General features: G+C 44.9%; 19 protein-coding genes, 1 pseudogene and 4 other annotated features (1 of these 24 running past the window's edge). Of the genes and pseudogenes, 14 read left to right on the forward strand and 6 right to left on the reverse strand.

The window, feature by feature from the left end; translation table 11 throughout:
- Positions 1–27: 27 nt before the first annotated feature.
- A complete protein-coding gene (locus BLQ53_RS12540; protein ID WP_093727660.1) occupies positions 28–510 on the reverse strand; it encodes a LiaI-LiaF-like domain-containing protein in 483 nt (160 codons plus the stop codon).
- 218 nt (positions 511–728) lie between these two features.
- Between BLQ53_RS12540 and hemA the strand changes: the two genes are divergently transcribed.
- The 8 genes from hemA (at position 729) to BLQ53_RS12580 (ending at position 9,977) form a co-directional block, all read left to right on the forward strand.
- Entirely contained in the window at positions 729–2,084 is a 1,356-nt protein-coding gene (gene hemA, locus BLQ53_RS12545; RefSeq protein ID WP_093727661.1) for a glutamyl-tRNA reductase, read from the forward strand.
- Positions 2,085–2,099: 15 nt separating this feature from the next.
- Positions 2,100–2,924: a cytochrome C assembly family protein gene (locus BLQ53_RS12550; protein ID WP_093727662.1), complete on the forward strand. Its 825-nt coding sequence runs from the start codon at positions 2,100–2,102 to the stop codon at positions 2,922–2,924.
- A 27-nt stretch (positions 2,925–2,951) separates the two neighbouring features.
- Positions 2,952–3,884, forward strand: coding sequence for a hydroxymethylbilane synthase (gene hemC / locus BLQ53_RS12555; protein WP_093727663.1), 933 nt, complete (start codon positions 2,952–2,954; stop codon positions 3,882–3,884).
- A complete protein-coding gene (locus BLQ53_RS12560; protein ID WP_093727664.1) occupies positions 3,881–4,666 on the forward strand; it encodes a uroporphyrinogen-III synthase in 786 nt (261 codons plus the stop codon). Before hemC ends, BLQ53_RS12560 begins: the two co-directional genes overlap by 4 nt.
- A complete protein-coding gene (gene hemB, locus BLQ53_RS12565) occupies positions 4,663–5,646 on the forward strand; it encodes a porphobilinogen synthase (protein WP_093727665.1) in 984 nt (327 codons plus the stop codon). Before BLQ53_RS12560 ends, hemB begins: the two co-directional genes overlap by 4 nt.
- A gap of 15 nt (positions 5,647–5,661) precedes the next feature.
- Positions 5,662–6,954, forward strand: a complete 1,293-nt coding sequence (hemL, locus tag BLQ53_RS12570; protein WP_093727666.1) for a glutamate-1-semialdehyde 2,1-aminomutase — start codon at positions 5,662–5,664, stop codon at positions 6,952–6,954.
- 129 nt (positions 6,955–7,083) lie between these two features.
- Positions 7,084–8,931, forward strand: coding sequence for a LysM peptidoglycan-binding domain-containing protein (locus tag BLQ53_RS12575; RefSeq protein ID WP_093727667.1), 1,848 nt, complete (start codon positions 7,084–7,086; stop codon positions 8,929–8,931).
- Positions 8,932–8,954: 23 nt separating this feature from the next.
- The gene (locus BLQ53_RS12580) at positions 8,955–9,977 is read left to right on the forward strand and encodes a protein kinase family protein (RefSeq protein WP_093727668.1); all 1,023 of its coding nucleotides are present in this window, start codon (positions 8,955–8,957) and stop codon (positions 9,975–9,977) included.
- On the opposite strand, the gene BLQ53_RS12585 is transcribed toward BLQ53_RS12580, so the two are convergent.
- Positions 9,969–10,157, reverse strand: a complete 189-nt coding sequence (locus BLQ53_RS12585; protein WP_093727669.1) for a hypothetical protein — start codon at positions 10,155–10,157, stop codon at positions 9,969–9,971. The two genes, BLQ53_RS12580 and BLQ53_RS12585, sit on opposite strands and share 9 nt — an antisense overlap.
- Before the next feature lie 122 nt (positions 10,158–10,279).
- Positions 10,280–10,522, forward strand: a binding site (T-box leader).
- 51 nt (positions 10,523–10,573) lie between these two features.
- Between BLQ53_RS12585 and BLQ53_RS12590 the strand changes: the two genes are divergently transcribed.
- The 4 genes and pseudogenes from BLQ53_RS12590 to BLQ53_RS19065 all read left to right on the forward strand — a co-directional run.
- Entirely contained in the window at positions 10,574–13,228 is a 2,655-nt protein-coding gene (locus tag BLQ53_RS12590) for a valine--tRNA ligase (protein ID WP_093727848.1), read from the forward strand.
- A 61-nt stretch (positions 13,229–13,289) separates the two neighbouring features.
- On the forward strand, positions 13,290–13,850 hold the full coding sequence (locus BLQ53_RS12595; RefSeq protein WP_093727670.1) for a GNAT family N-acetyltransferase: 561 nt from the start codon (positions 13,290–13,292) through the stop codon (positions 13,848–13,850).
- Between the two features lie 173 nt (positions 13,851–14,023).
- Positions 14,024–14,275, forward strand: coding sequence for a hypothetical protein (locus tag BLQ53_RS12600; protein ID WP_093727671.1), 252 nt, complete (start codon positions 14,024–14,026; stop codon positions 14,273–14,275).
- A 128-nt stretch (positions 14,276–14,403) separates the two neighbouring features.
- Positions 14,404–14,538, forward strand: a pseudogene (locus tag BLQ53_RS19065) (ATP-binding cassette domain-containing protein); the annotation flags it as partial.
- Positions 14,539–14,664: 126 nt separating this feature from the next.
- Here the strand turns inward: BLQ53_RS19065 and BLQ53_RS19470 are convergent.
- Complete coding sequence (locus BLQ53_RS19470) at positions 14,665–14,808, reverse strand: GNAT family N-acetyltransferase (RefSeq protein ID WP_170829689.1); 144 nt, start codon at positions 14,806–14,808, stop codon at positions 14,665–14,667.
- Complete coding sequence (locus BLQ53_RS12615) at positions 14,805–15,014, reverse strand: hypothetical protein (RefSeq protein WP_093727674.1); 210 nt, start codon at positions 15,012–15,014, stop codon at positions 14,805–14,807. Before BLQ53_RS12615 ends, BLQ53_RS19470 begins: the two co-directional genes overlap by 4 nt.
- A gap of 221 nt (positions 15,015–15,235) precedes the next feature.
- Between BLQ53_RS12615 and BLQ53_RS12620 the strand changes: the two genes are divergently transcribed.
- The gene (locus BLQ53_RS12620; protein ID WP_093727675.1) at positions 15,236–15,700 is read left to right on the forward strand and encodes a GNAT family N-acetyltransferase; all 465 of its coding nucleotides are present in this window, start codon (positions 15,236–15,238) and stop codon (positions 15,698–15,700) included.
- A 161-nt stretch (positions 15,701–15,861) separates the two neighbouring features.
- On the opposite strand, the gene BLQ53_RS12625 is transcribed toward BLQ53_RS12620, so the two are convergent.
- Positions 15,862–16,623, reverse strand: a complete 762-nt coding sequence (locus BLQ53_RS12625; protein WP_093727676.1) for an MBL fold metallo-hydrolase — start codon at positions 16,621–16,623, stop codon at positions 15,862–15,864.
- 128 nt (positions 16,624–16,751) lie between these two features.
- Between BLQ53_RS12625 and BLQ53_RS12630 the strand changes: the two genes are divergently transcribed.
- On the forward strand, positions 16,752–17,168 hold the full coding sequence (locus tag BLQ53_RS12630) for an Lrp/AsnC family transcriptional regulator (protein ID WP_093727677.1): 417 nt from the start codon (positions 16,752–16,754) through the stop codon (positions 17,166–17,168).
- A 171-nt stretch (positions 17,169–17,339) separates the two neighbouring features.
- On the opposite strand, the gene BLQ53_RS12635 is transcribed toward BLQ53_RS12630, so the two are convergent.
- Positions 17,340–17,840: a CarD family transcriptional regulator gene (locus BLQ53_RS12635; protein ID WP_170829690.1), complete on the reverse strand. Its 501-nt coding sequence runs from the start codon at positions 17,838–17,840 to the stop codon at positions 17,340–17,342.
- A gap of 181 nt (positions 17,841–18,021) precedes the next feature.
- Positions 18,022–18,245 (forward strand) — a binding site (T-box leader).
- A gap of 43 nt (positions 18,246–18,288) precedes the next feature.
- Positions 18,289–18,512, forward strand: a binding site (T-box leader).
- A 45-nt stretch (positions 18,513–18,557) separates the two neighbouring features.
- Positions 18,558–18,698 (forward strand) — a binding site (T-box leader) (it continues 82 nt past the right edge of the window).

Here is an 18,698-nt window from a genome sequence, read left to right on the forward strand (position 1 = left end):
TAACCGTACAAGCTTAGGCCTGTACGGTTATTTTTTTCGGAAAAGAAGATAAGCGCCTGCCAATATTAGCAATACAGGCCAAAAATCACTGATGATGCCGGCTGTTCTATCAAGCCAGCCGAACCAGGCAGGCTGCTTTGGTGCAGCAATCGCAAAGATACCAAGAGCCAGCAGCAAAATTGCCCATACATAGCCCTTTTTGGTTTTTAGTGCTGATATGAATAAAGCAGCACCAGTGAGCAATGGGTAAGCTCCCCAGCTGTCGGTCCAGAAGCTGTAATGCTTCAGTCCATGGAAATGGAGCCCCAAGCCTAAAATTAAATACCCAGCGAATAAGTTTTTATGATCTTTCGTAAGATAAGCATGCAATAGTAGAGCCGCGCCAATGATGATCAACAAAGTGGGCCAAGAGTAAAAATCCACAAACAAGGGTACACGTAACTGTCGCAACAGGAAATACGCTCCGATTCCTAGTAAAAGGAAACCGACAAAAGCATTTTTCTTCGTCATAACATCTCTCCACATAATAATTATTATTAAATAAGATTAAATCGTTGATTATCATGACTATCTGTGTTAATTTGTTATATGTACTTATGAAATTATTCACAAACACACACTCTATCCTAACACAATTGTTTACGATTCTGTTCACAAATTTGCTTAGGACATAAATACCACAGTGTTATACTGGTATGAGCGAAAGGTTTTCAAGGGGGAAATAGGGAATGTACATGTTAGTTGCAGGAATCAATTATCGCACAGCCCCGATTGAAATAAGAGAAAGACTAAGTTTCAAGGAAGAAGAGCTTGGCTTAGCGATGCAAGCACTCTCCAACCAGAAAAGCATGCTCGAGAACGTCATCATCTCGACTTGTAACCGTACGGAGATTTATGCTGTGGTCGATCAAATGCACACCGGCCGCTATTATATAAAAAAATTCTTGTCTGAATGGTTTGGAATCGAAAAAGACGAGATTGCATCTTATCTTACATTTCATGAGGATGAAAGAGCCATGGAGCATTTGTTCCGGGTAGCAAGCGGATTGGATTCCATGGTCGTAGGGGAAACACAGATCCTTGGGCAGCTGAAACGCTCGTTCCAAAAAGCACAGGAGCTTCATACATCCGGAACGATTTATAATGAATTGTTCAAACAAGCTGTGACGTTGGCGAAGCGGGCGCATACAGAGACTGGAATCGGTGAGAATGCTGTGTCTGTCAGCTACGCTGCGGTGGAATTGTCCAAGAAAATATTCGGTGATATTTCTTCCAAACGCATCGTCATCCTGGGCGCTGGTAAAATGGGGGAACTGGCAGCAAGGAATCTGCACGGTTCAGGCGTCACGGATGTAACGGTTGTCAATAGGACGAAAGAAAAAGCAGAACAGCTGGCCGCTTTGTTCAATGGTAAAGCAGCCGGATGGGATGAACTCGATACAGCATTGCAAAATGCGGATATCGTCATCAGTTCCACAGGGGCCCCAGGATATGTGCTGGACAAACAAATGCTTCAGCCGGTTCTGAGAGAACGCAAAGGCCAGCCGTTATTCTTGGTCGATATTGCGGTGCCGCGCGATATCAATCCAGATGTGGATGATTTGGACAGCACCTTCCTATATGACATCGATGACTTGCAAGATGTTGTCGATGCGAATTTGGCTGCCCGTCAGGAAGCAGTGGAAAAAATCGAAATCATGATCGAAGGCGGTATCGTCGACTTCAAAGTGTGGCTGCAGACATTGGGTGTCGTGCCAGTCATCACCGAGCTTCGTCGTAAAGCGGCTGCAATCCAAGCTGAAACGATGAAAAGTTTGGAACGCAAGCTGCCGGATCTTAGTGAACGTGATATACGGGTGTTGAACAAGCATACGAAAAGCATCATCAACCAGCTGCTCAAACAACCGATCACGCAGGCAAAAGAGCTTGCAGGCCGTGAAAACAGCGAAGAACTCATCCAGCAGTTCGCAGAGATTTTCGGAATCGAAAAGGCGGTACTGGACAAACAAAATAATATTGTCAAACTGGAACGCTCCGAGTCACAAGAGCTTCAGTCTGTGCCAAATGCATCCTCAACCAGATAAAAAGAAGGGCTAATCATGCAGGTACCAGCTTATCTTTATGAAATCATTTTGTTACTTTATGCAGCCAGCATTTTCAGCTATTTTATCGATTTTATACAAAAGAATCGGAAGGCGAATATTTTCGCCTTCCGTTTGCTTACATTGGTTTGGTTCTTCCAGAGCCTTTTTTTATTGCAGGAAATGATTGCGCATGCCGGACTGCCGGTAAAGGATGTCTATGAAGGCTTATATTTTTATGCCTGGATCATCGTATCGCTATCTTTGTTCATCAACCGTATCTACAAAGTCGATTTTCTCACCTTCTTCCTGAATGTGGTCGGCTTTTTTATGATGTTGTTATATATTGCAAGCTCGGCTTACGAACGGCAATGGACACAGACGATTCCATTCATGGATGAAGTATTGATCGCGCACATCACACTGGCAATACTGGCTTATGGTTTTTTCACGCTATCTTTTGTCTTTGCTGTCATGTATTTGCTGCAATTCCAGCTGCTGAAGCAAAAAAAAGGGTATAGATGGTGGACAAGGCTTGGTGATTTGGGCAAGCTAGAAACATATACATTCACCTCCATTACGATCGGGACGCCTTTGCTGCTGTTATCTATCGTGTTGGGGATTGTATGGGCTTATACGACAGCTGCGGCATTCTATTGGTTCGATTGGAAGACAATCGGTTCGCTGACGGTATTGGCAGTCTATGCAGTCTACCTGTTCTTGCGTCTGGCAAGAGGGGTGAGAGGAAAAGGCTTGGCAATCTATGCCATTGCTGCTTTCTTGATCCTGATCATCAATTTCTTCTTACTTAGCACGTACTCATCATTTCATTTTACTGGGTAAATCCCTAGTTTTTCAGGAGGTAGAGCAATGCGTAAAATTATCGTTGGTTCAAGAAAAAGCAATCTGGCGCTCACACAGACAAAGTGGGTTATCGACCAGTTGAAACGAGCTGGAGCGCCATATGAGTTCGAAATCAAAAAAATAGAGACAAAGGGTGACAAAATCCTGGACGTCACACTTTCAAAAGTCGGCGGAAAAGGATTGTTCGTAAAGGAAATCGAGCAGGCTATGTACGACGAGGAAATCGATATGGCTGTACATAGTATGAAGGATATGCCATCGGAACTTCCTGCCGGCCTGACGATTGCCTCTGTGCCGGTTAGGGAGGATTACCGGGATGCATTTATTTCCAAGGACAACATCTCCTTGAGAGAGCTTCCCGAAGGAGCTGTCGTCGGGACGAGCAGCCTCCGCCGTGCAGCGCAGATTCTTGCTGTCCGTCCCGATATCGAAATCAAGCCGATTCGCGGAAACATCGACACGCGTCTAAAGAAATTGGAAAATGAAGATTTTGATGCCATCGTATTGGCGGCTGCAGGCTTGAAGCGCATGGGTTGGAGCGATGATATCGTTACCGAATTCCTTGAAACAGATCTCTGCTTGCCAGCTATCGGGCAAGGAGCGCTGGCGATCGAGTGCCGCGATACCGATATGGAATTGATCGAGCTTTTGACAAAAATCAATGATTCCTACACCCAGCAGACAGTCGCTGCTGAACGGACATTCTTATATTTGATGAACGGTAGCTGCCAAGTGCCGATTGCTGGTGTTGCCCATATGGAAGATGATGATGTCGTCCTGACTGCATTGATTGCCTCGGCTGACGGTAAACAAGTATTTAAGGAAGAAATCCGTGGCGCCGATCCGCAGGAAGTTGGTAAACTTGCTGCAGAAAGAATGCAGGAACAAGGTGCACAGGATATCGTCGACAAAGCGATCGAGGAGTCGGAGTCCAAATGAGCCGGCTGCCGGCCGTGAAGGTGCTTGTAACGCGCCCGAAACTGAAGGCAGTCCACTTGGCAGAGGAGCTGGCTGAAGCTGGGGCCAAACCGATCATCGTGCCCCTTTTGACTTTTCACACAAGGATTGATGATGGAAACGCGAAGCTCTGTCAGGAGGGAGAAAGATTTGATTGGCTCTTTTTCTCAAGTACGAATGGAGTGGAGCATTTCCATGCGTTGTTGAGTGCGTATTCAAGCTTGGAGGCCTGGAGTCATTGCCATATTGCTGCGGTTGGACAGAAAACGGCTGAGGAGATAGAAAGACTTTTCGGCAGGGAAGCGGATTTGGTACCCGATGATTATACAGCGGATGCCTTGGCTGCAACATTTGCTCAGGCACATGACTCAGCCAGCCGGATTTTGCTGATTCAAGGTAATTTATCACGCCCGGCATTGGCAAATGGTTTGAAACGGAATGGCTTTGTATTTGAGAAAATGGTTGTCTATGATACGGTAGAGGAGATAAGCGAGCAAGAACTGCTTAATGATGTCCTGAAAAAGGAACAGCCGGAGGTTTTGACGTTTACGAGCCCGTCATCCATCGAGGCCTTTCTTGCTTTTATAGACGATGCCGAACTGGAACAAAAACAGCTTGATAAACTATGTCTTGTCATCGGACCGACAACCGAGGAAGCGGCCAAACGGCATGGCTTCCGCAATATCCTGCTGCCTGCACAGTACACGGCAGATGCAATGATTGATATATTAGTACATTTTTATGAACAAAGGACAGGTGAATGACAATGGCAGAATTCAAACGCCACCGCCGTTTGCGCACATCAGCAAACATGCGGGCTTTAGTAAGAGAAACAGAAGTAACAGTGGATGACTTGATTTACCCAGTTTTCGTTGTAGAAGGCGAAAATGTACGTAATGAAGTTTCCTCCATGCCAGGTGTATTCCAGCTGTCTTTGGATAATTTGTCAGCTGAAATGAAGGAAGTAAGCGAACTAGGCATCAAATCGGTGCTGTTTTTCGGTATACCAGCTGAGAAGGACGAAGTCGGAACCGGTGCTTTCCATGACCATGGCATCGTACAGCGAGCGATCAGCCAGACGAAAGAGGAATTTCCTGAGCTTCTTTTGATTGCAGATACTTGCCTTTGTGAATATACATCCCATGGCCATTGCGGCATCGTGCATGACGGAATAATCGATAATGATGAATCATTGGGCTATTTGGTAGATACTGCAGTCAGCCAGGCAAAAGCAGGAGCTGATATCATTGCCCCATCCAACATGATGGACGGCTATGTACAAGCAATCCGCAAAGGACTGGATGAAGCCGGTTTTACGAACATTCCGATTATGGCTTATTCTGTCAAATACGCTTCTGCCTTTTACGGGCCATTCCGCGAAGCAGCTGATGGTGCTCCGCAATTCGGGGACCGAAAAACATATCAGATGGATCCTTCCAACAGAAGAGAAGCACTGCGGGAAGCAACTTCCGATATCGAAGAGGATGCAGACTTCCTCATCGTAAAACCAGCGCTTGCTTACTTGGACATCATCCGTGATGTGCGCAATCAATTCAATGCTCCGATCGTTGCATACAATGTGAGCGGGGAATACAGCATGGTAAAAGCAGCAGCATTGAACGGCTGGATTGATGAAAAAGCAATCGTCATGGAGAAAATGATCGGCATGAAACGTGCTGGTGCTGACTTGATCATGACTTACTTTGCAAAAGATGTGGCAAGATGGCTGAAAGAAGACAACTGACTAGGAGGAAATCTGATGAAAAGCTTTGAAAAATCGATAGCAGCATTCGAAGAAGCGAAACAGCATATGCCAGGCGGCGTTAACTCCCCTGTCCGTGCGTTCCGTTCTGTAGGAATGGATCCGATTTTCATGGATAGCGGTAAGGGCTCGAAGATAACGGATATCGATGGCAATACGTACATCGACTATGTATTGAGCTGGGGACCGCTCATTCTGGGGCATGCTGATGATCGTGTCGTGGAAGGGTTGAAAAAAATCACCGAGAAAGGGACAAGCTTCGGTGCGCCGACTGTGATTGAGAATAAGATGGCTGCCTTGGTGAAAGAGCGTATTCCATCCATGGACATCGTCCGCATGGTCAACTCCGGGACAGAGGCGACCATGAGTGCGCTTCGTCTGGCACGCGGTTTCACCGGACGCGATAAAATCCTTAAATTCGTCGGCAGCTATCACGGCCATGGGGATTCGCTTTTGATTAAAGCAGGTTCAGGTGTGGCGACACTTGGTTTGCCGGACAGCCCAGGGGTGCCAGAAACGATTGCACGCAATACGATCACGGTACCGTACAATGATTTGGAAAGCGTGAAATATGCATTTGAACAGTTCGGAAACGATATCGCAGCAGTCATCGCGGAGCCAGTATGCGGCAATATGGGTGTCGTACCGCCTCAGCCAGGTTTCTTGGAAGGACTCCGCGACATGACGAAGCAGCATGGCGCATTGCTCATTTTTGATGAAGTGATGACAGGCTTCCGTGTCGGTTATCATTCTGCACAAGGACACTTCGATGTGGAACCTGATTTGACTTGCCTTGGTAAAATCATCGGCGGAGGGCTTCCTGTCGGTGCTTATGGAGGTCGTAAGGAAATCATGGAACGCGTTGCTCCAGCCGGTGATATCTATCAGGCAGGCACGCTTTCAGGAAATCCGCTTGCCATGACTGCCGGTTATGAAACGTTGACTGCAATGGATAAGGCAGCGTATGAACGCATCAATGCCCATGCAGATCGCCTTGCGGAAGGCTACAAAGCAGCAGCAGCGGAATTCGATATTCCATTGCAAGTGAACCGTGCTGGGTCCATGGTCGGTGTCTTCTTCACAGATACCCCGGTCATTAACTTCGAGACGGCGCAAACATCCAATCTGGATCACTTTTCCATGTATTACCGGGAAATGATTGAAGCGGGCATCTTCCTGCCTCCTTCTCAATTTGAAGGGCTGTTCCTATCAGCTGCCCACACAGATGAGGATATTGAAGCGACCATCGAAGCAGCAAGACAAGCATTCAAGAAAATCGCAGCATCCTGATCAAAAAGTCCAAGCTGACGCTTGGGCTTTTTTTCATGGGGACAAAGGGATTTTCCTTACATATGTGACTTGACGTTCGCATAGGTTTTAGTGATTAGGAACGCTTAAATCTTGGAAGGAGGATTCCACTTGTCTACGAATGAGACAACACCATTCACGTTTGATATACAAGAATCACTCAGTTTCCGTGCCGACGACCATCTGCAGGATTTGATCGGAATTGCTTTGGAGCCGGATATCAGTATCCAGGAGTTTGAGCATGAAATTTCAGTCCGGGGTATCATCGAACTTACCGGTGAATATCATCCTGTGCAGGATGTCATTGAGGGAACTGCAGTCGCTGTAAGCCCTGGGACCAGGGAAATAGAAAACGTCGAGAAGCTGGAGGGCGGAACGAATACATTTTACCATCGCTTCCCTGTCGAAATTTCAGTTCCAAAATATCGGATCAAGCAGCTAAAAGATGTGTATGTAGCAATTGATAATTTCGATTATGATATTCCTGGAAGCAATGTACTTGAACTGCATGCAACAGTTGCAATCTATGGTGTGCAGGAAGAAAGAAGGCAAGCAAAACAGGATGTACCTAAACAGCCTTATTACCCGGATACATCTTTCCAGCAAGCAGAGTCGGCCCAATCTTATACAGATGAAATTGCAGACCAAATCGAAGCAGAAGCAAGAGAGGGATATCAACACAATCCGCAAAGCTATCAATTCTTCAAAGAGGAACATGCAGAAGCCAAAGCTAATGAATCCTTTGCAAATGCAGGGGATGATCAAGAAATCGAAGCTTATCAGTTCTCTCAAGAGGAATATGCAAAATCTGCAGGGATAGAAGCAAATCAGGAGGAACAAGCTGATGAAGCGCGCGATGATCAGCAGCCAGAGGAGCAATCGTATTCATTTGTTGAGGAATTTGCAGAGCCTGCAGAAGCTGAGGAAGAACCAGAAGAACTAGCACTGGATGATCAAGCGAACACAGATTCTGGCAATCCAGTCACAAAAGAATATACAGACCTGCCTCAAACCGAACTAGAAACACGTGATGATCAGACTATCGAGGAATCAGATTATCCAACTGTTGAGGAATATGCTGAAACGGCAGAGGCAGAACTGGAAGAAGCAGCTGTCACAGCAGTTAATCTGGACGAACTGGCTGTCTATGAAAAAGAACAAGAAGAAGCAGAACAATCAGCGAGGTCATCGAAACCTCTTGCCAAAGAAGACGATGATACTGCAGCATCACAAAGCGACACGCTAATTCCTGAAGCTGATCAGTATCCAGAAGAGTTGTTTGTCCTTCCTGATGAACTGGAGGATGCGTTTCAGGCAGCTGATTTCCGTCAAGTTCACGAACAGGAAGAAGAGCTTCATTATTTGGACCGGGAGCTGCCGCATGAAGAGCCTGCCGAGTCACCGGATTTCACTTTTACTTATCAGGCGAAGCAAACAGACGAAGCTCCGCGGGACTCTGAGCAGGTTACATTCGAGACTCCGCCGCTTTTGACACCAGAAGAAGACGATCGGTGGAAATATAAAGAGACGAAGACATTGAGTGAATTCTTCGGCAGTAAGCCCGTGGAACCGTCAGAGGTGCCGCAAGCAGATTTAACTGACGATGAACTGGAGACAGAAGACGTGTATGAAGATGTTTCCTTGCAGGCAGTCCCAGTCAATCAAGAGCTCCAGCCAGAGGATCTTCTGGAAGAAGAAGAATCGGTGACAGAGGAAGCACAAGCGGCAGCAGAACGGAAGGACAGCAGCAATTTCCTCGTCCATATGTTCGGAGCAAGGGAAGAGACGTTTACGAAGGTCCGTGTCTGTATCGTTCAGGAACGGGATACGCTGGAGAAGATCGCCACTCGATATGATGTGCCGGTAAGCTCGATTGCCAGCTCCAATAATTTGGAGGAGGAGACGGTATCGGAAGGCCAGCTGCTCGTGATACCGCAGCGGCGTTCAAAGAAGAACTGATTATAACGAACGGGGTGTGATTGATGGAAAACGTCGATCGAATACTAGCTGCCTATGGCATCACGCCAGCCTCGGTTCAAGCCATTACCAGCCGCCTGTCTAAAGTGCAAACGCACCAGGCGGCTTTTGCTTTAAAAAGGTCATCCCTCCATCCGGAGCGGCTCGACCGCTGGCTGATGGTCGTTCAAGGCAAGCATAATTTTTATCGCGAAGGAGTTCCGCCTGTCTATCAGACATTGCAGGAAAATTTCTATGTAGTGGATGAAGGGGAAGTGTATTATTTGATGCCATGGCTCGAACGGCATCGCACAGATGAACCGGATCATCCTTATGAGATGCTCTTCACCACACTCGGAAAAATCCATGCGTCCTCGAGCAAACGCTATCCAATTGACTATGAAGCATACGCATTGGCCATCCGAAAGCAAAAAGAAAAGCTCCAGCAGGATAGGGAAGAGCTGCTGGGTTTGGTGGAGCGATTTGAATCCCAGACGTACATGGGTGTTGTGCCGCTGCTCGTCTGCACGCATTATAAGGATCTGGAGCACGTGTCTGCCATGCTGGATAGATGGTATGACCATTATGAGGCAGATTTGAAGGAAGATCCGGAGATGGAGCACAGTGTGCTGCACGGCAATTTACGTCCTTCCCATGTGCAAGAGGGCGCCCCGCTGCATCTGCTCAATTGGGAAAAGACCAAGCTCGGCAATCCTAGCTTGGATCTGGCTGCTTATTTTAAAGAAGAATGGCGATATGCTGACAGCAACATGACAAATCCGCCTTATTATTTGCATTCATATGAGGAACATCGCCAAATGAAGAAAAATGAAGAGAGCCTGTTCATGCTGCATCTGCTGCATCCGGGCCGATATCTGAAGCAGATCAGACAGTATGTAGATGCACCGCTAAAAGCGGATACTCCGGCTGTTGTCCAGGAATTGACCCAGACACATAGGCAGCTGGCGCAGGCTCTCCATGCGCAAGCTTATTTCCAGGAACTTCGGGATCAGGAAGAACAGGAAGATGGAGAAGGTGGATCAGATTGATTTCGCCTGGAAACTGAAGTAAAGCGCAATCAAACCGCCAAGTAATAGAATATCCAATATCGATGGAAACAGCAGTGTCCGGATGAACTGGAAGATGATCAGCGGAATCATCGCCTTTTCGGTGACATTGATCCAATACCGGAGAAAGCCCGGCATGTTGTTGCGGTTGATTTTACTCATTGTCATCCCTCCTATAGGTAGTATATGAAAGGGAAAGGCTGGGCGTTTACCCTTTTTTGAAAAAAATATGCGACTGCATTGACTTTTTTACTGTCAAGTGGATACAATAGTCTATACATGATATAAATGCTTTGACAGGGAAGAGTATAGTGCAAGGGTCCATGCTAGAGAGGGAAGCAATTGGTGGAAGTTTCCTGGATACCTGCAGTAGAAGGTCGCCCTGTATGCAGCGACCCCGAATGTGACTTGTTAGTCAGTAGGGGGAGCCGGTGAAGAGCCGTTATCTCCCTCGAGTGTGCGACGCGTATATTTTGTGTTCGCAAATGAAGGTGGTACCACGGAAACTAACCCTTTTCGTCCTTTTGGATGAGAAGGGTTTTTATATGTCACCAAAAGCATTGAAGGAGGAACCAGGCATGACAACAGACAAATCACAAGAAACGAACTCACTGCCATCCAAATACGATCCGGCCAGCATCGAAGCAGGCCGCTACCAGTTCTGGCTGGATGGCAAATACTTCGAAGCAACCGGAGATGAAAGCAAACAGCCATATTCCATCGTCATCCCACCGCCAAACGTAACAGGTAAGCTGCACTTAGGGCACGCTTGGGATACAACATTACAGGATATCCTGACACGTATGAAACGGATGCAAGGCTATGATGTACTTTGGCTGCCTGGAATGGACCATGCCGGTATCGCAACACAGGCGAAAGTAGATGCAAAGCTGCGCGAGCAAGGCATCAGCCGCTACGACCTTGGCCGCGAAGGCTTCTTAGAGAAGAGCTGGGAGTGGAAAGAAGAATATGCAAGCTTCATCCGCAAGCAATGGTCTAAGTTGGGACTTGGTTTGGACTATTCCCGTGAGCGCTTCACATTGGATGAAGGACTCTCCGAGGCAGTAAAAGAAGTATTCGTCACTTTGTATGAAAAAGGCTTGCTGTATCGCGGCGAGTATATCATCAACTGGGATCCGGCAGCTAAAACGGCCCTTTCCGATATCGAAGTAATTCATAAGGATGTACAGGGACATTTCTATCATATGCGCTACCCATTGGCAGACGGAACCGGACATATCGAAATCGCGACAACTCGTCCGGAAACATTCCTAGGGGATACGGCGGTAGCTGTACACCCGGATGATGAGCGCTACCAGCATTTAATCGGTAAAACGGTCATCCTGCCGGAAGTGAATCGTGAAATCCCGATCGTAGCGGATGATTATGTAGACATGGAGTTCGGATCCGGCGCAGTGAAAATCACCCCTGCGCACGACCCGAATGACTTTGAAGTAGGTAACCGTCATGATCTGGAACGCATCCTTGTCATGCATGAAGACGGCACGATGAACGAAAATGCCGGTAAATATAACGGATTGGATCGTTTCGAAGCGCGTAAGCAAATCGTTAAGGATCTACAAGAGCAAGGCATCTTGTTCAAAATTGAGGAGCATATGCACAGTGTCGGACATTCCGAGCGAAGCGGTGCTGTAGTAGAGCCGTATCTATCCACACAATGGTTCGTAAACATGGAACCATTAGCGAAACAAGCTTTGGAATTGCAAGCGGGCGAAGACAAAATCAACTTCGTTCCGGAACGATTCGAAAGAACTTATTCGTACTGGATGGAAAACATCCGCGACTGGTGTGTTTCCCGTCAGCTATGGTGGGGCCACCGTATCCCGGCTTGGTATCATAAAGAAACAGGCGAGGTGTATGTCGGCAAAGAAGCGCCAGCCGACATCGAGAACTGGGAACAAGATCAAGACGTACTGGATACATGGTTCTCTTCCGCTCTATGGCCGTTCTCTACAATGGATTGGCCGAACACGGAAGCAGCCGATTTCAAACGCTACTTCCCGACAGATGTACTCGTAACAGGATATGACATCATCGCTTTCTGGGTGAGCCGGATGATCTTCCAATCCAAAGAATTCACAGGCGAGCGCCCATTCAAAGATGTATTGATTCACGGTCTTGTACGCGATGGGGAAGGACGTAAGATGAGTAAATCACTCGGTAACGGTGTGGATCCGATGGATGTCATCGAGAAGTATGGTGCCGATTCCTTGCGTTACTTCCTATCCACTGGCTCATCACCAGGTCAGGATCTGCGCTTCCAGTGGGAGAAAGTCGAATCCACTTGGAACTTTGCCAATAAGATCTGGAACGCATCTCGTTTCGCATTGATGAACATGGAAGGCTTGAAATATGAAGACATCGATTTGTCCAAAGAGAAGAGTCTGGCAGATAAATGGATCTTGACTCGTTTGAACGAAACAATCGAAGCTGTAACATACAATGCTGAGAAATATGAATTCGGTGAAGCTGGTCGTCATCTGTACAACTTCATCTGGGATGATGTGTGTGACTGGTATATCGAAATGGCGAAGCTACCGCTATACGGCGAAGACGAAGCTGCAAAGCAAATAACACGCTCCGTGCTTGCTCATGTTCTCGATCAGACGATGCGCATGCTGCATCCATTCATGCCATTCATCACCGAGGAAATCTGGCAGCAGCTGCCGCATGAAGGCGAGTCCATCACGATTGCGGCATGGCCGACAGTCAACAAAGACTTGCATGATGAAAAAGCAGCGGAAGAAATGAAACGCTTGGTAAGCATCATCCGTTCTGTCCGCAACATCCGTTCAGAAGTGGATACACCAATGTCCAAGCAAATCCAGCTTCTAATCCAGGCAGAAGACAGCACAATCGAAGCAGAGCTTAAAGCGCAGCAGCACTATATCGAACGCTTCTGTAACCCAAGTGAGCTTACAATTGCCACAAGCATCCAAGCACCAGATAAAGCAATGTCTGCAGTTCTCACTGGCGTTGAGCTTTACTTGCCGCTTGAAGGGTTGATCGATATCTCCAAGGAAATCGAACGCCTGGAAAAAGAACTTGATAAATGGACAAAAGAAGTAGAACGTGTCGAGAAGAAGCTTTCCAATCAAGGCTTCATCAGCAATGCACCAGCGAAAATCGTTGAGGAAGAGCGCGCCAAGCAAGCAGATTATGAAGACAAACGAGCACGCGTACAGCAGCGTATCAATGAATTAAAAGGCTAAACACACAACAAGACGCACTAGAATTATGCTAGTGCGTCTTTTTTACATAAGGAGCGATTAGATGCTGACATTCCAAAAGCTAGAGACGGAACGAATCGTTTTGGATGAAGTGAAAATGAACGATGCACCATACGTATTTGCTGCACTGTCCGACCACAGTGTCACGCAGTTCTATGGCATGGAGCCACTCCAGTCGATTGAAGAAGCAGAGCGAGTCATTTCCTCCTTCCGCTGCGGCCTGCAGGAGGGCCGAGTCATCCGCTGGGGGATGTTCTGCAAGGAAGAAGGACATTTCCTCGGAACAATCGGTTTGCATCAAGTTAACCGCAGCAATCGCCGAGCTGAAATCGGGTATGAGCTGCATCCGGACCATTGGAAAAAAGGGTTCGCGACTGAAGCAATGAAAGCTGTTCTGGCGTATTGTTTCAATGAACTGGATTTGCTTCGGATCGGGGCGATGGTTTATCCGAAAAATAAGGCATCAGCTGCCCTGCTGGAGAAACACGGATTTATAAGGGAAGGATTATTACACAGTTATTATTATCATGGCGGGAAAGCCTATGATGCGAATGTGTATGCGCTCCTGCGAGAGGAATGGGAGGAAGCAGGCAAAAGAAAATAGAGATTTTCTTAAACATTGGAAGTGTACAATGAAGCAGGATATAGGCAAAGTACTGCAGCTGGTACGAGCGATTTCCTTAGGTGGAAAAAAGGGATAAGTAGTCGAAGATACGATTTACGAGAAGAAACGCTTATAGCAAAATGTCAAAAAAGGAATTTAAAGGGGAATTCAGATTGCAAATACAAAAATATCTAGGTGTTATCTCTGTAGCTTTGTTTGTCGTAAGTGTCTTCATTATACTATTCGATTTTGGTGAAACACCAGCATATGTTATATTGCCTTTCTTCTTATTAAGTGTCTCCTTTACCTTAATAACAGGCATATTTAGCACAAAGCGCTGGAGAATAGCCTTACTTAGCGTGTACGGCACAATAATATTAGTGTTTATGGTGTTTGCATTAGGTTTTGGTTTTGCACATATGTGAAGAGACAAAGAAGATCATCATTTGTTGATGATTTTCTTTTTTTGTATGCTCATATTGGCTTGAATCCTGGCAAGCAGTCCGGACCCAATCACCCCCAAGCAGATGGATGGTAAAATAAGCTGCTGCCAGCGGAACAGCGAGCTATCGAATTGCTTGGGAAGGTCGGCATACCTGATGCAAAAACAAAATTAAAACAGTATCCTTATGAGTTTTCAGGCGGAATGCTTCAGCGAGTGGTAATAGCAATGGCTTTGAGCGCAAGTCATCACTATTTTCAATTGATAGGGATTGATAGAGAAATGGCCGTTAAACTTTTAATTGAGGAAGTAAATTAAGCCTTAAAAGAATAAATTGGACTTAATTTAGTATAATAAAAAAGAATGCTAAGATTAACTAGCATTCTTTTTTTTATAGAACTTGACTTTATCCTCACGAGCATTGCACCATACTTTGCGAACTCCTAATCTCAGACATTGGTTTAATGTATAATGTAACAGTAAACTGCCGTACCCTTTCCCTTGTTCTTCCTTCAAAGTGGCAAACTTCCTGAATGGAGCTTCACCTTTCTCAATGAATAGATAATTACGGAAACTAATTTATCACCGATAAACAGTCCATAATGTTTGCCTGCGTCGTCATTTTCCAATACGACATAATCAAATTCCTTATCTGTCCATAAAACAAGATGTCGTATTTCCCAAGTCATTTCTTTTGTTATTTGTTTGATATCAGCGTTCATACCTACTAACCCTCTTTGAAGTTAGAAAAAGCTTCTAACTTATTATAAAGGAAGCAGTAATACGCAAAGCCTTTAAAGCAATTCATCCATTCGTATTTTATAATAAATAGGTTGGAGTGATTCTTTTCCTTGCATCGGAAATGAGCGGTTAGATTCGGGAGAAACGATCAAAGTGGATGGGGGCGGCCGTTATCTAATTCAGTCATGAAGGAGGAGATTTGTTGCAAAAGAAAATCAATTTCAGGATAGCTACTGAACGAGATTTAGATAGGATTGTGGAAATGCTGGCTGATGATGAATTGGGCAGAAAGCGCGAGCGTTATGAACAACCACTTCCGGAAAGTTACAAAAAAGCTTTTCAAGCTATAACATCTGATCCTAATAATGAGTTGATAGTAGCTAATCAAGATAACGAAGTGATTGGTGTGGTGCAAATTACATTTACTCCATATATTACACACCAGGGAGGGTGGAGAGCTACAATTGAAGGTGTCAGAACGACCGCATATGTACGCGGTAAAGGAGTAGGAACCGAACTTATAAATTGGGCAATTCAACGTGCAAAAAATCGTGGCTGCCACTTAATCCAACTCACAACAGATAAAATAAGGGTTGATGCTTTACATTTTTATGAACGTTTAGGCTTTAAGGCAACGCATGAAGGATTAAAAATGAAATTGGAATGATTATCTTTTTTCAAGCTTATGTTTATATTTTATCTACTATAGTATGTTGGGTGCTAAATGGAAAAACTATTTTCAATGACTTGATTAAAGGACATCCTATTTTTAGGATGCCCTTTTGGTAAAGCTAGTACCTTGAGTTATGAGGAATTTTTTGTCGTGTATTAAAAGTTGTAGGCATCACCGTCATTCGGAACGAGTACATTGGATAGGATACCTTTATCACGAATATAACCTTTTAACTCTTCTCTTGATAATCCCCAATGATTTACTGCTTCCATATGAACAGAGATTATCTTTGCTTTAGGAGCGGCTTTATGCACTTCATAAATATCGTCTGTATTCATGACAAGAGAACCGCCTTCCAGGAACTGATTGTCTCCGCCGTTGACGATGATAACTTCTGGGTCATGTTTATTGATTTCCTCTTTGACACCGTCATACCAAACGGTATCCCCTGCCACGTAAAGTGTTTTCTCGCTAGGGTGTTCGAAGACAACGCCGCATACATGGCCGGCAACTTCCAATATCGGACCTCTGCCGTGTTCACCTTTGGTTTTGGTTAATTGAATGTCAGCAAAAGTTGTGTCCTCTTTTAATACCTCGACATTGTGGAATCCTGCATCTCTTATTAGAGCTGCATCTTCTTCATTTTGAGCAAATAGTTTAATATCCTTTGGGAGTGCGTCTTTTGCAGTGTCGTCCCAATGATCTAGATGCAAATGTGTAACGATTACTGCATCAACATCTTTAAGGATATTTTCTATGGAAGTCGGCAAGTCAACGATGGGGTTATTTTGATCCTGCCGCGCAGAGTTTGGGAAGGGGGGATAAGTGCCTTTCTCAGCCAGCATCGGGTCGACAAGGATTTTTTTGCCTGCATAGTTAACAACGATGGTTGCGTTACGGATTTGCTGTATTTTCATATTCATTAACTCCTTTTTTAAAAAGTTTTCTTTGATCTATGTATAGTCTATACTTGCTGTAATGGGAAATACATAACTTAAATCAAGTGTTCCGAGGGATTTACTTGATTAATGAAAGGACTTATAACATGCTGGATAACACGGATATTCGTATTTTGGAGGAACTATCCCATAACAGTCGCGTAACGATGAAAGAATTGGGCGAGAAGGTCCATATGACCGGGCAGGCTACTTCTGCCAGAGTGGCGAAACTAGAGGATAATGGTGTTATTGAGGGATACACAATCAAAGTTAACCAAGCAAAATTAGGTTGTCATATACATGCTTTCATCACAATCTTCACCCAAAGTTTAAACCATCGGCCTTATCTGTCATTTATAAAAAGCCAAGGTGAATATACAATTAATAATTTTAAAATCAGCGGAGATGGATGTTATCTCCTGGAGTGCAGATTTCCTTCAAATGAGCATTTGGATCAGTTCTTAACACAATTGAACAAGTATGCGAATTATAAATTGACCACTGTCATTAATAAGATGGAGTGATAAGAAAAGGGCTGCTATGTATGGTGATTTTTGGGGCAGAAGAGTTCAGTAACTTGCACCTGGAAGACTGCAAAAAGAGGTAATCCAAATGGGATTACCTCCTGAGCTTAACTATGAACTTGACCTGCAGGGCTAATCACTCAGTGAGAAACAAACCACGCAGTCTTATTCTTATCTGAAAGTAGGCGCATCTATCTTAAAACGATTCTCAACCAACGCTTTCACATCAGATAATGCTTGATCGTAGGAGATATTCTTTGCTGCTTGTATCTCTCCAATTAGGAACTCTTCTGCATACTTATATATTTTTTTGTCTTGTTGGGATAGACGGCCTTCCGAAGTATGGAAGTTCAGCAAATCCCTTAGTATTTGACAAATTTCTAATGTGGTACCTGATTTCATCTTAATGTCCAGCACTTTTGACCGTTCACTTACTGAAGAAGGCAAAGGAACACCATTTTCATAAAAATCCTGTTTCACCAATTCAAGTTGTTCTACTGAAATGATTGGACGAAGACCATTCTGATTTTCGTTCTGGCTTGGTATAAACACATGCAAATTCTTGTAAGGAAAGAAGATCTTGAGATACTCTTTTTCCCTTATATATTCCTTCGATTCAATGGTTCCTGTTCCGTGAAATGGATAGAATACACTATCTCCGCCTTTTAGCAAATTAACAATCTCCCTTCAAAGATACTTCTATTATACCACAATGGATATGTGTACTTTTCGGATACTTAAACAGTCTTGTTTTATGTATTTCCTTTTAAACTATATGATGCAAAACAAAATATAATATCAAAAAAATATTGACCTTTTATCCTGTTTCCTGTAGGATACTCAATATATTAATAAATGAGCGTTGAATGGGTTACAGTAGTGTGTGTTCTCCCTGCCAAAGAGAGCTGACGGATGGTGCAAGTCAGTGCAGAGAACAGCATGAATTACGATCCTGGAGCTTTCTTTTCCGAAACCGACTGGTGAGGGGAAGACGGTGAACAGCCGTTATGTGGAATGAGAGATTGACATGTCGTATGTCAATAATCAGGGTGGTACCGCGATATCGTCGTCCCTGCTGGATTATTTCAGCAGGGACTTTTTGTTTTGATAAGCTAAATAAGGATAAGTGATGATTGGATTAAAGTAGTGCATGTTCTCCCTGAGACAGAGAGCTGACGGATGGTGCGAGTCAGTACAAAGAACAGCATGAATTACGATCTCGGAGCTTTCTTTTCCGAACCCGTCTGGTGAGGGGAAGACGGTGAACAGCCGTTATGTGGAATGAGAGATTGACATGTCGTATGTCAATAATCAGGGTGGTACCGCGATATCGTCGTCCCTGCTGGATTATTTCAGCAGGGATTTTTTATTTCCAAAAAATATAATAACAGATGAGCGATGAATGGATTGAAGTAGTGCATGTTCTCCCTGAGACAGAGAGCTGACGGATGGTGCGAGTCAGTACAAAGAACGGCATGAATTACGATTTGGGAGCTTTCTTTCTCGAAGCCAGTTGGTGAGGGGAAGACG

Origin of the sequence: Terribacillus halophilus (assembly GCF_900101385.1) — a bacterium.
GTDB lineage: Bacteria > Bacillota > Bacilli > Bacillales > Amphibacillaceae > Terribacillus > Terribacillus halophilus.

What these genes read in the sequence shown, in the direction of transcription:
- BLQ53_RS12625 (WP_093727676.1), bottom strand. Translation starts at nt 16,623, where the DNA reads ATGAAAATACAGCAAATCCGTAACGCAACCATCGTTGTTAACTATGCA.
- hemL (WP_093727666.1), top strand. Translation starts at nt 5,662, where the DNA reads ATGAAAAGCTTTGAAAAATCGATAGCAGCATTCGAAGAAGCGAAACAG.
- BLQ53_RS12595 (WP_093727670.1), top strand. Translation starts at nt 13,290, where the DNA reads ATGCTGACATTCCAAAAGCTAGAGACGGAACGAATCGTTTTGGATGAA.
- BLQ53_RS12630 (WP_093727677.1), top strand. Translation starts at nt 16,752, where the DNA reads ATGCTGGATAACACGGATATTCGTATTTTGGAGGAACTATCCCATAAC.
- BLQ53_RS12585 (WP_093727669.1), bottom strand. Translation starts at nt 10,157, where the DNA reads ATGAGTAAAATCAACCGCAACAACATGCCGGGCTTTCTCCGGTATTGG.
- BLQ53_RS12580 (WP_093727668.1), top strand. Translation starts at nt 8,955, where the DNA reads ATGGAAAACGTCGATCGAATACTAGCTGCCTATGGCATCACGCCAGCC.
- hemB (WP_093727665.1), top strand. Translation starts at nt 4,663, where the DNA reads ATGACAATGGCAGAATTCAAACGCCACCGCCGTTTGCGCACATCAGCA.
- BLQ53_RS12590 (WP_093727848.1), top strand. Translation starts at nt 10,574, where the DNA reads ATGACAACAGACAAATCACAAGAAACGAACTCACTGCCATCCAAATAC.
- hemA (WP_093727661.1), top strand. Translation starts at nt 729, where the DNA reads ATGTACATGTTAGTTGCAGGAATCAATTATCGCACAGCCCCGATTGAA.
- BLQ53_RS12615 (WP_093727674.1), bottom strand. Translation starts at nt 15,014, where the DNA reads ATGAACGCTGATATCAAACAAATAACAAAAGAAATGACTTGGGAAATA.
- BLQ53_RS12560 (WP_093727664.1), top strand. Translation starts at nt 3,881, where the DNA reads ATGAGCCGGCTGCCGGCCGTGAAGGTGCTTGTAACGCGCCCGAAACTG.
- BLQ53_RS12550 (WP_093727662.1), top strand. Translation starts at nt 2,100, where the DNA reads ATGCAGGTACCAGCTTATCTTTATGAAATCATTTTGTTACTTTATGCA.
- hemC (WP_093727663.1), top strand. Translation starts at nt 2,952, where the DNA reads ATGCGTAAAATTATCGTTGGTTCAAGAAAAAGCAATCTGGCGCTCACA.
- BLQ53_RS12540 (WP_093727660.1), bottom strand. Translation starts at nt 510, where the DNA reads ATGACGAAGAAAAATGCTTTTGTCGGTTTCCTTTTACTAGGAATCGGA.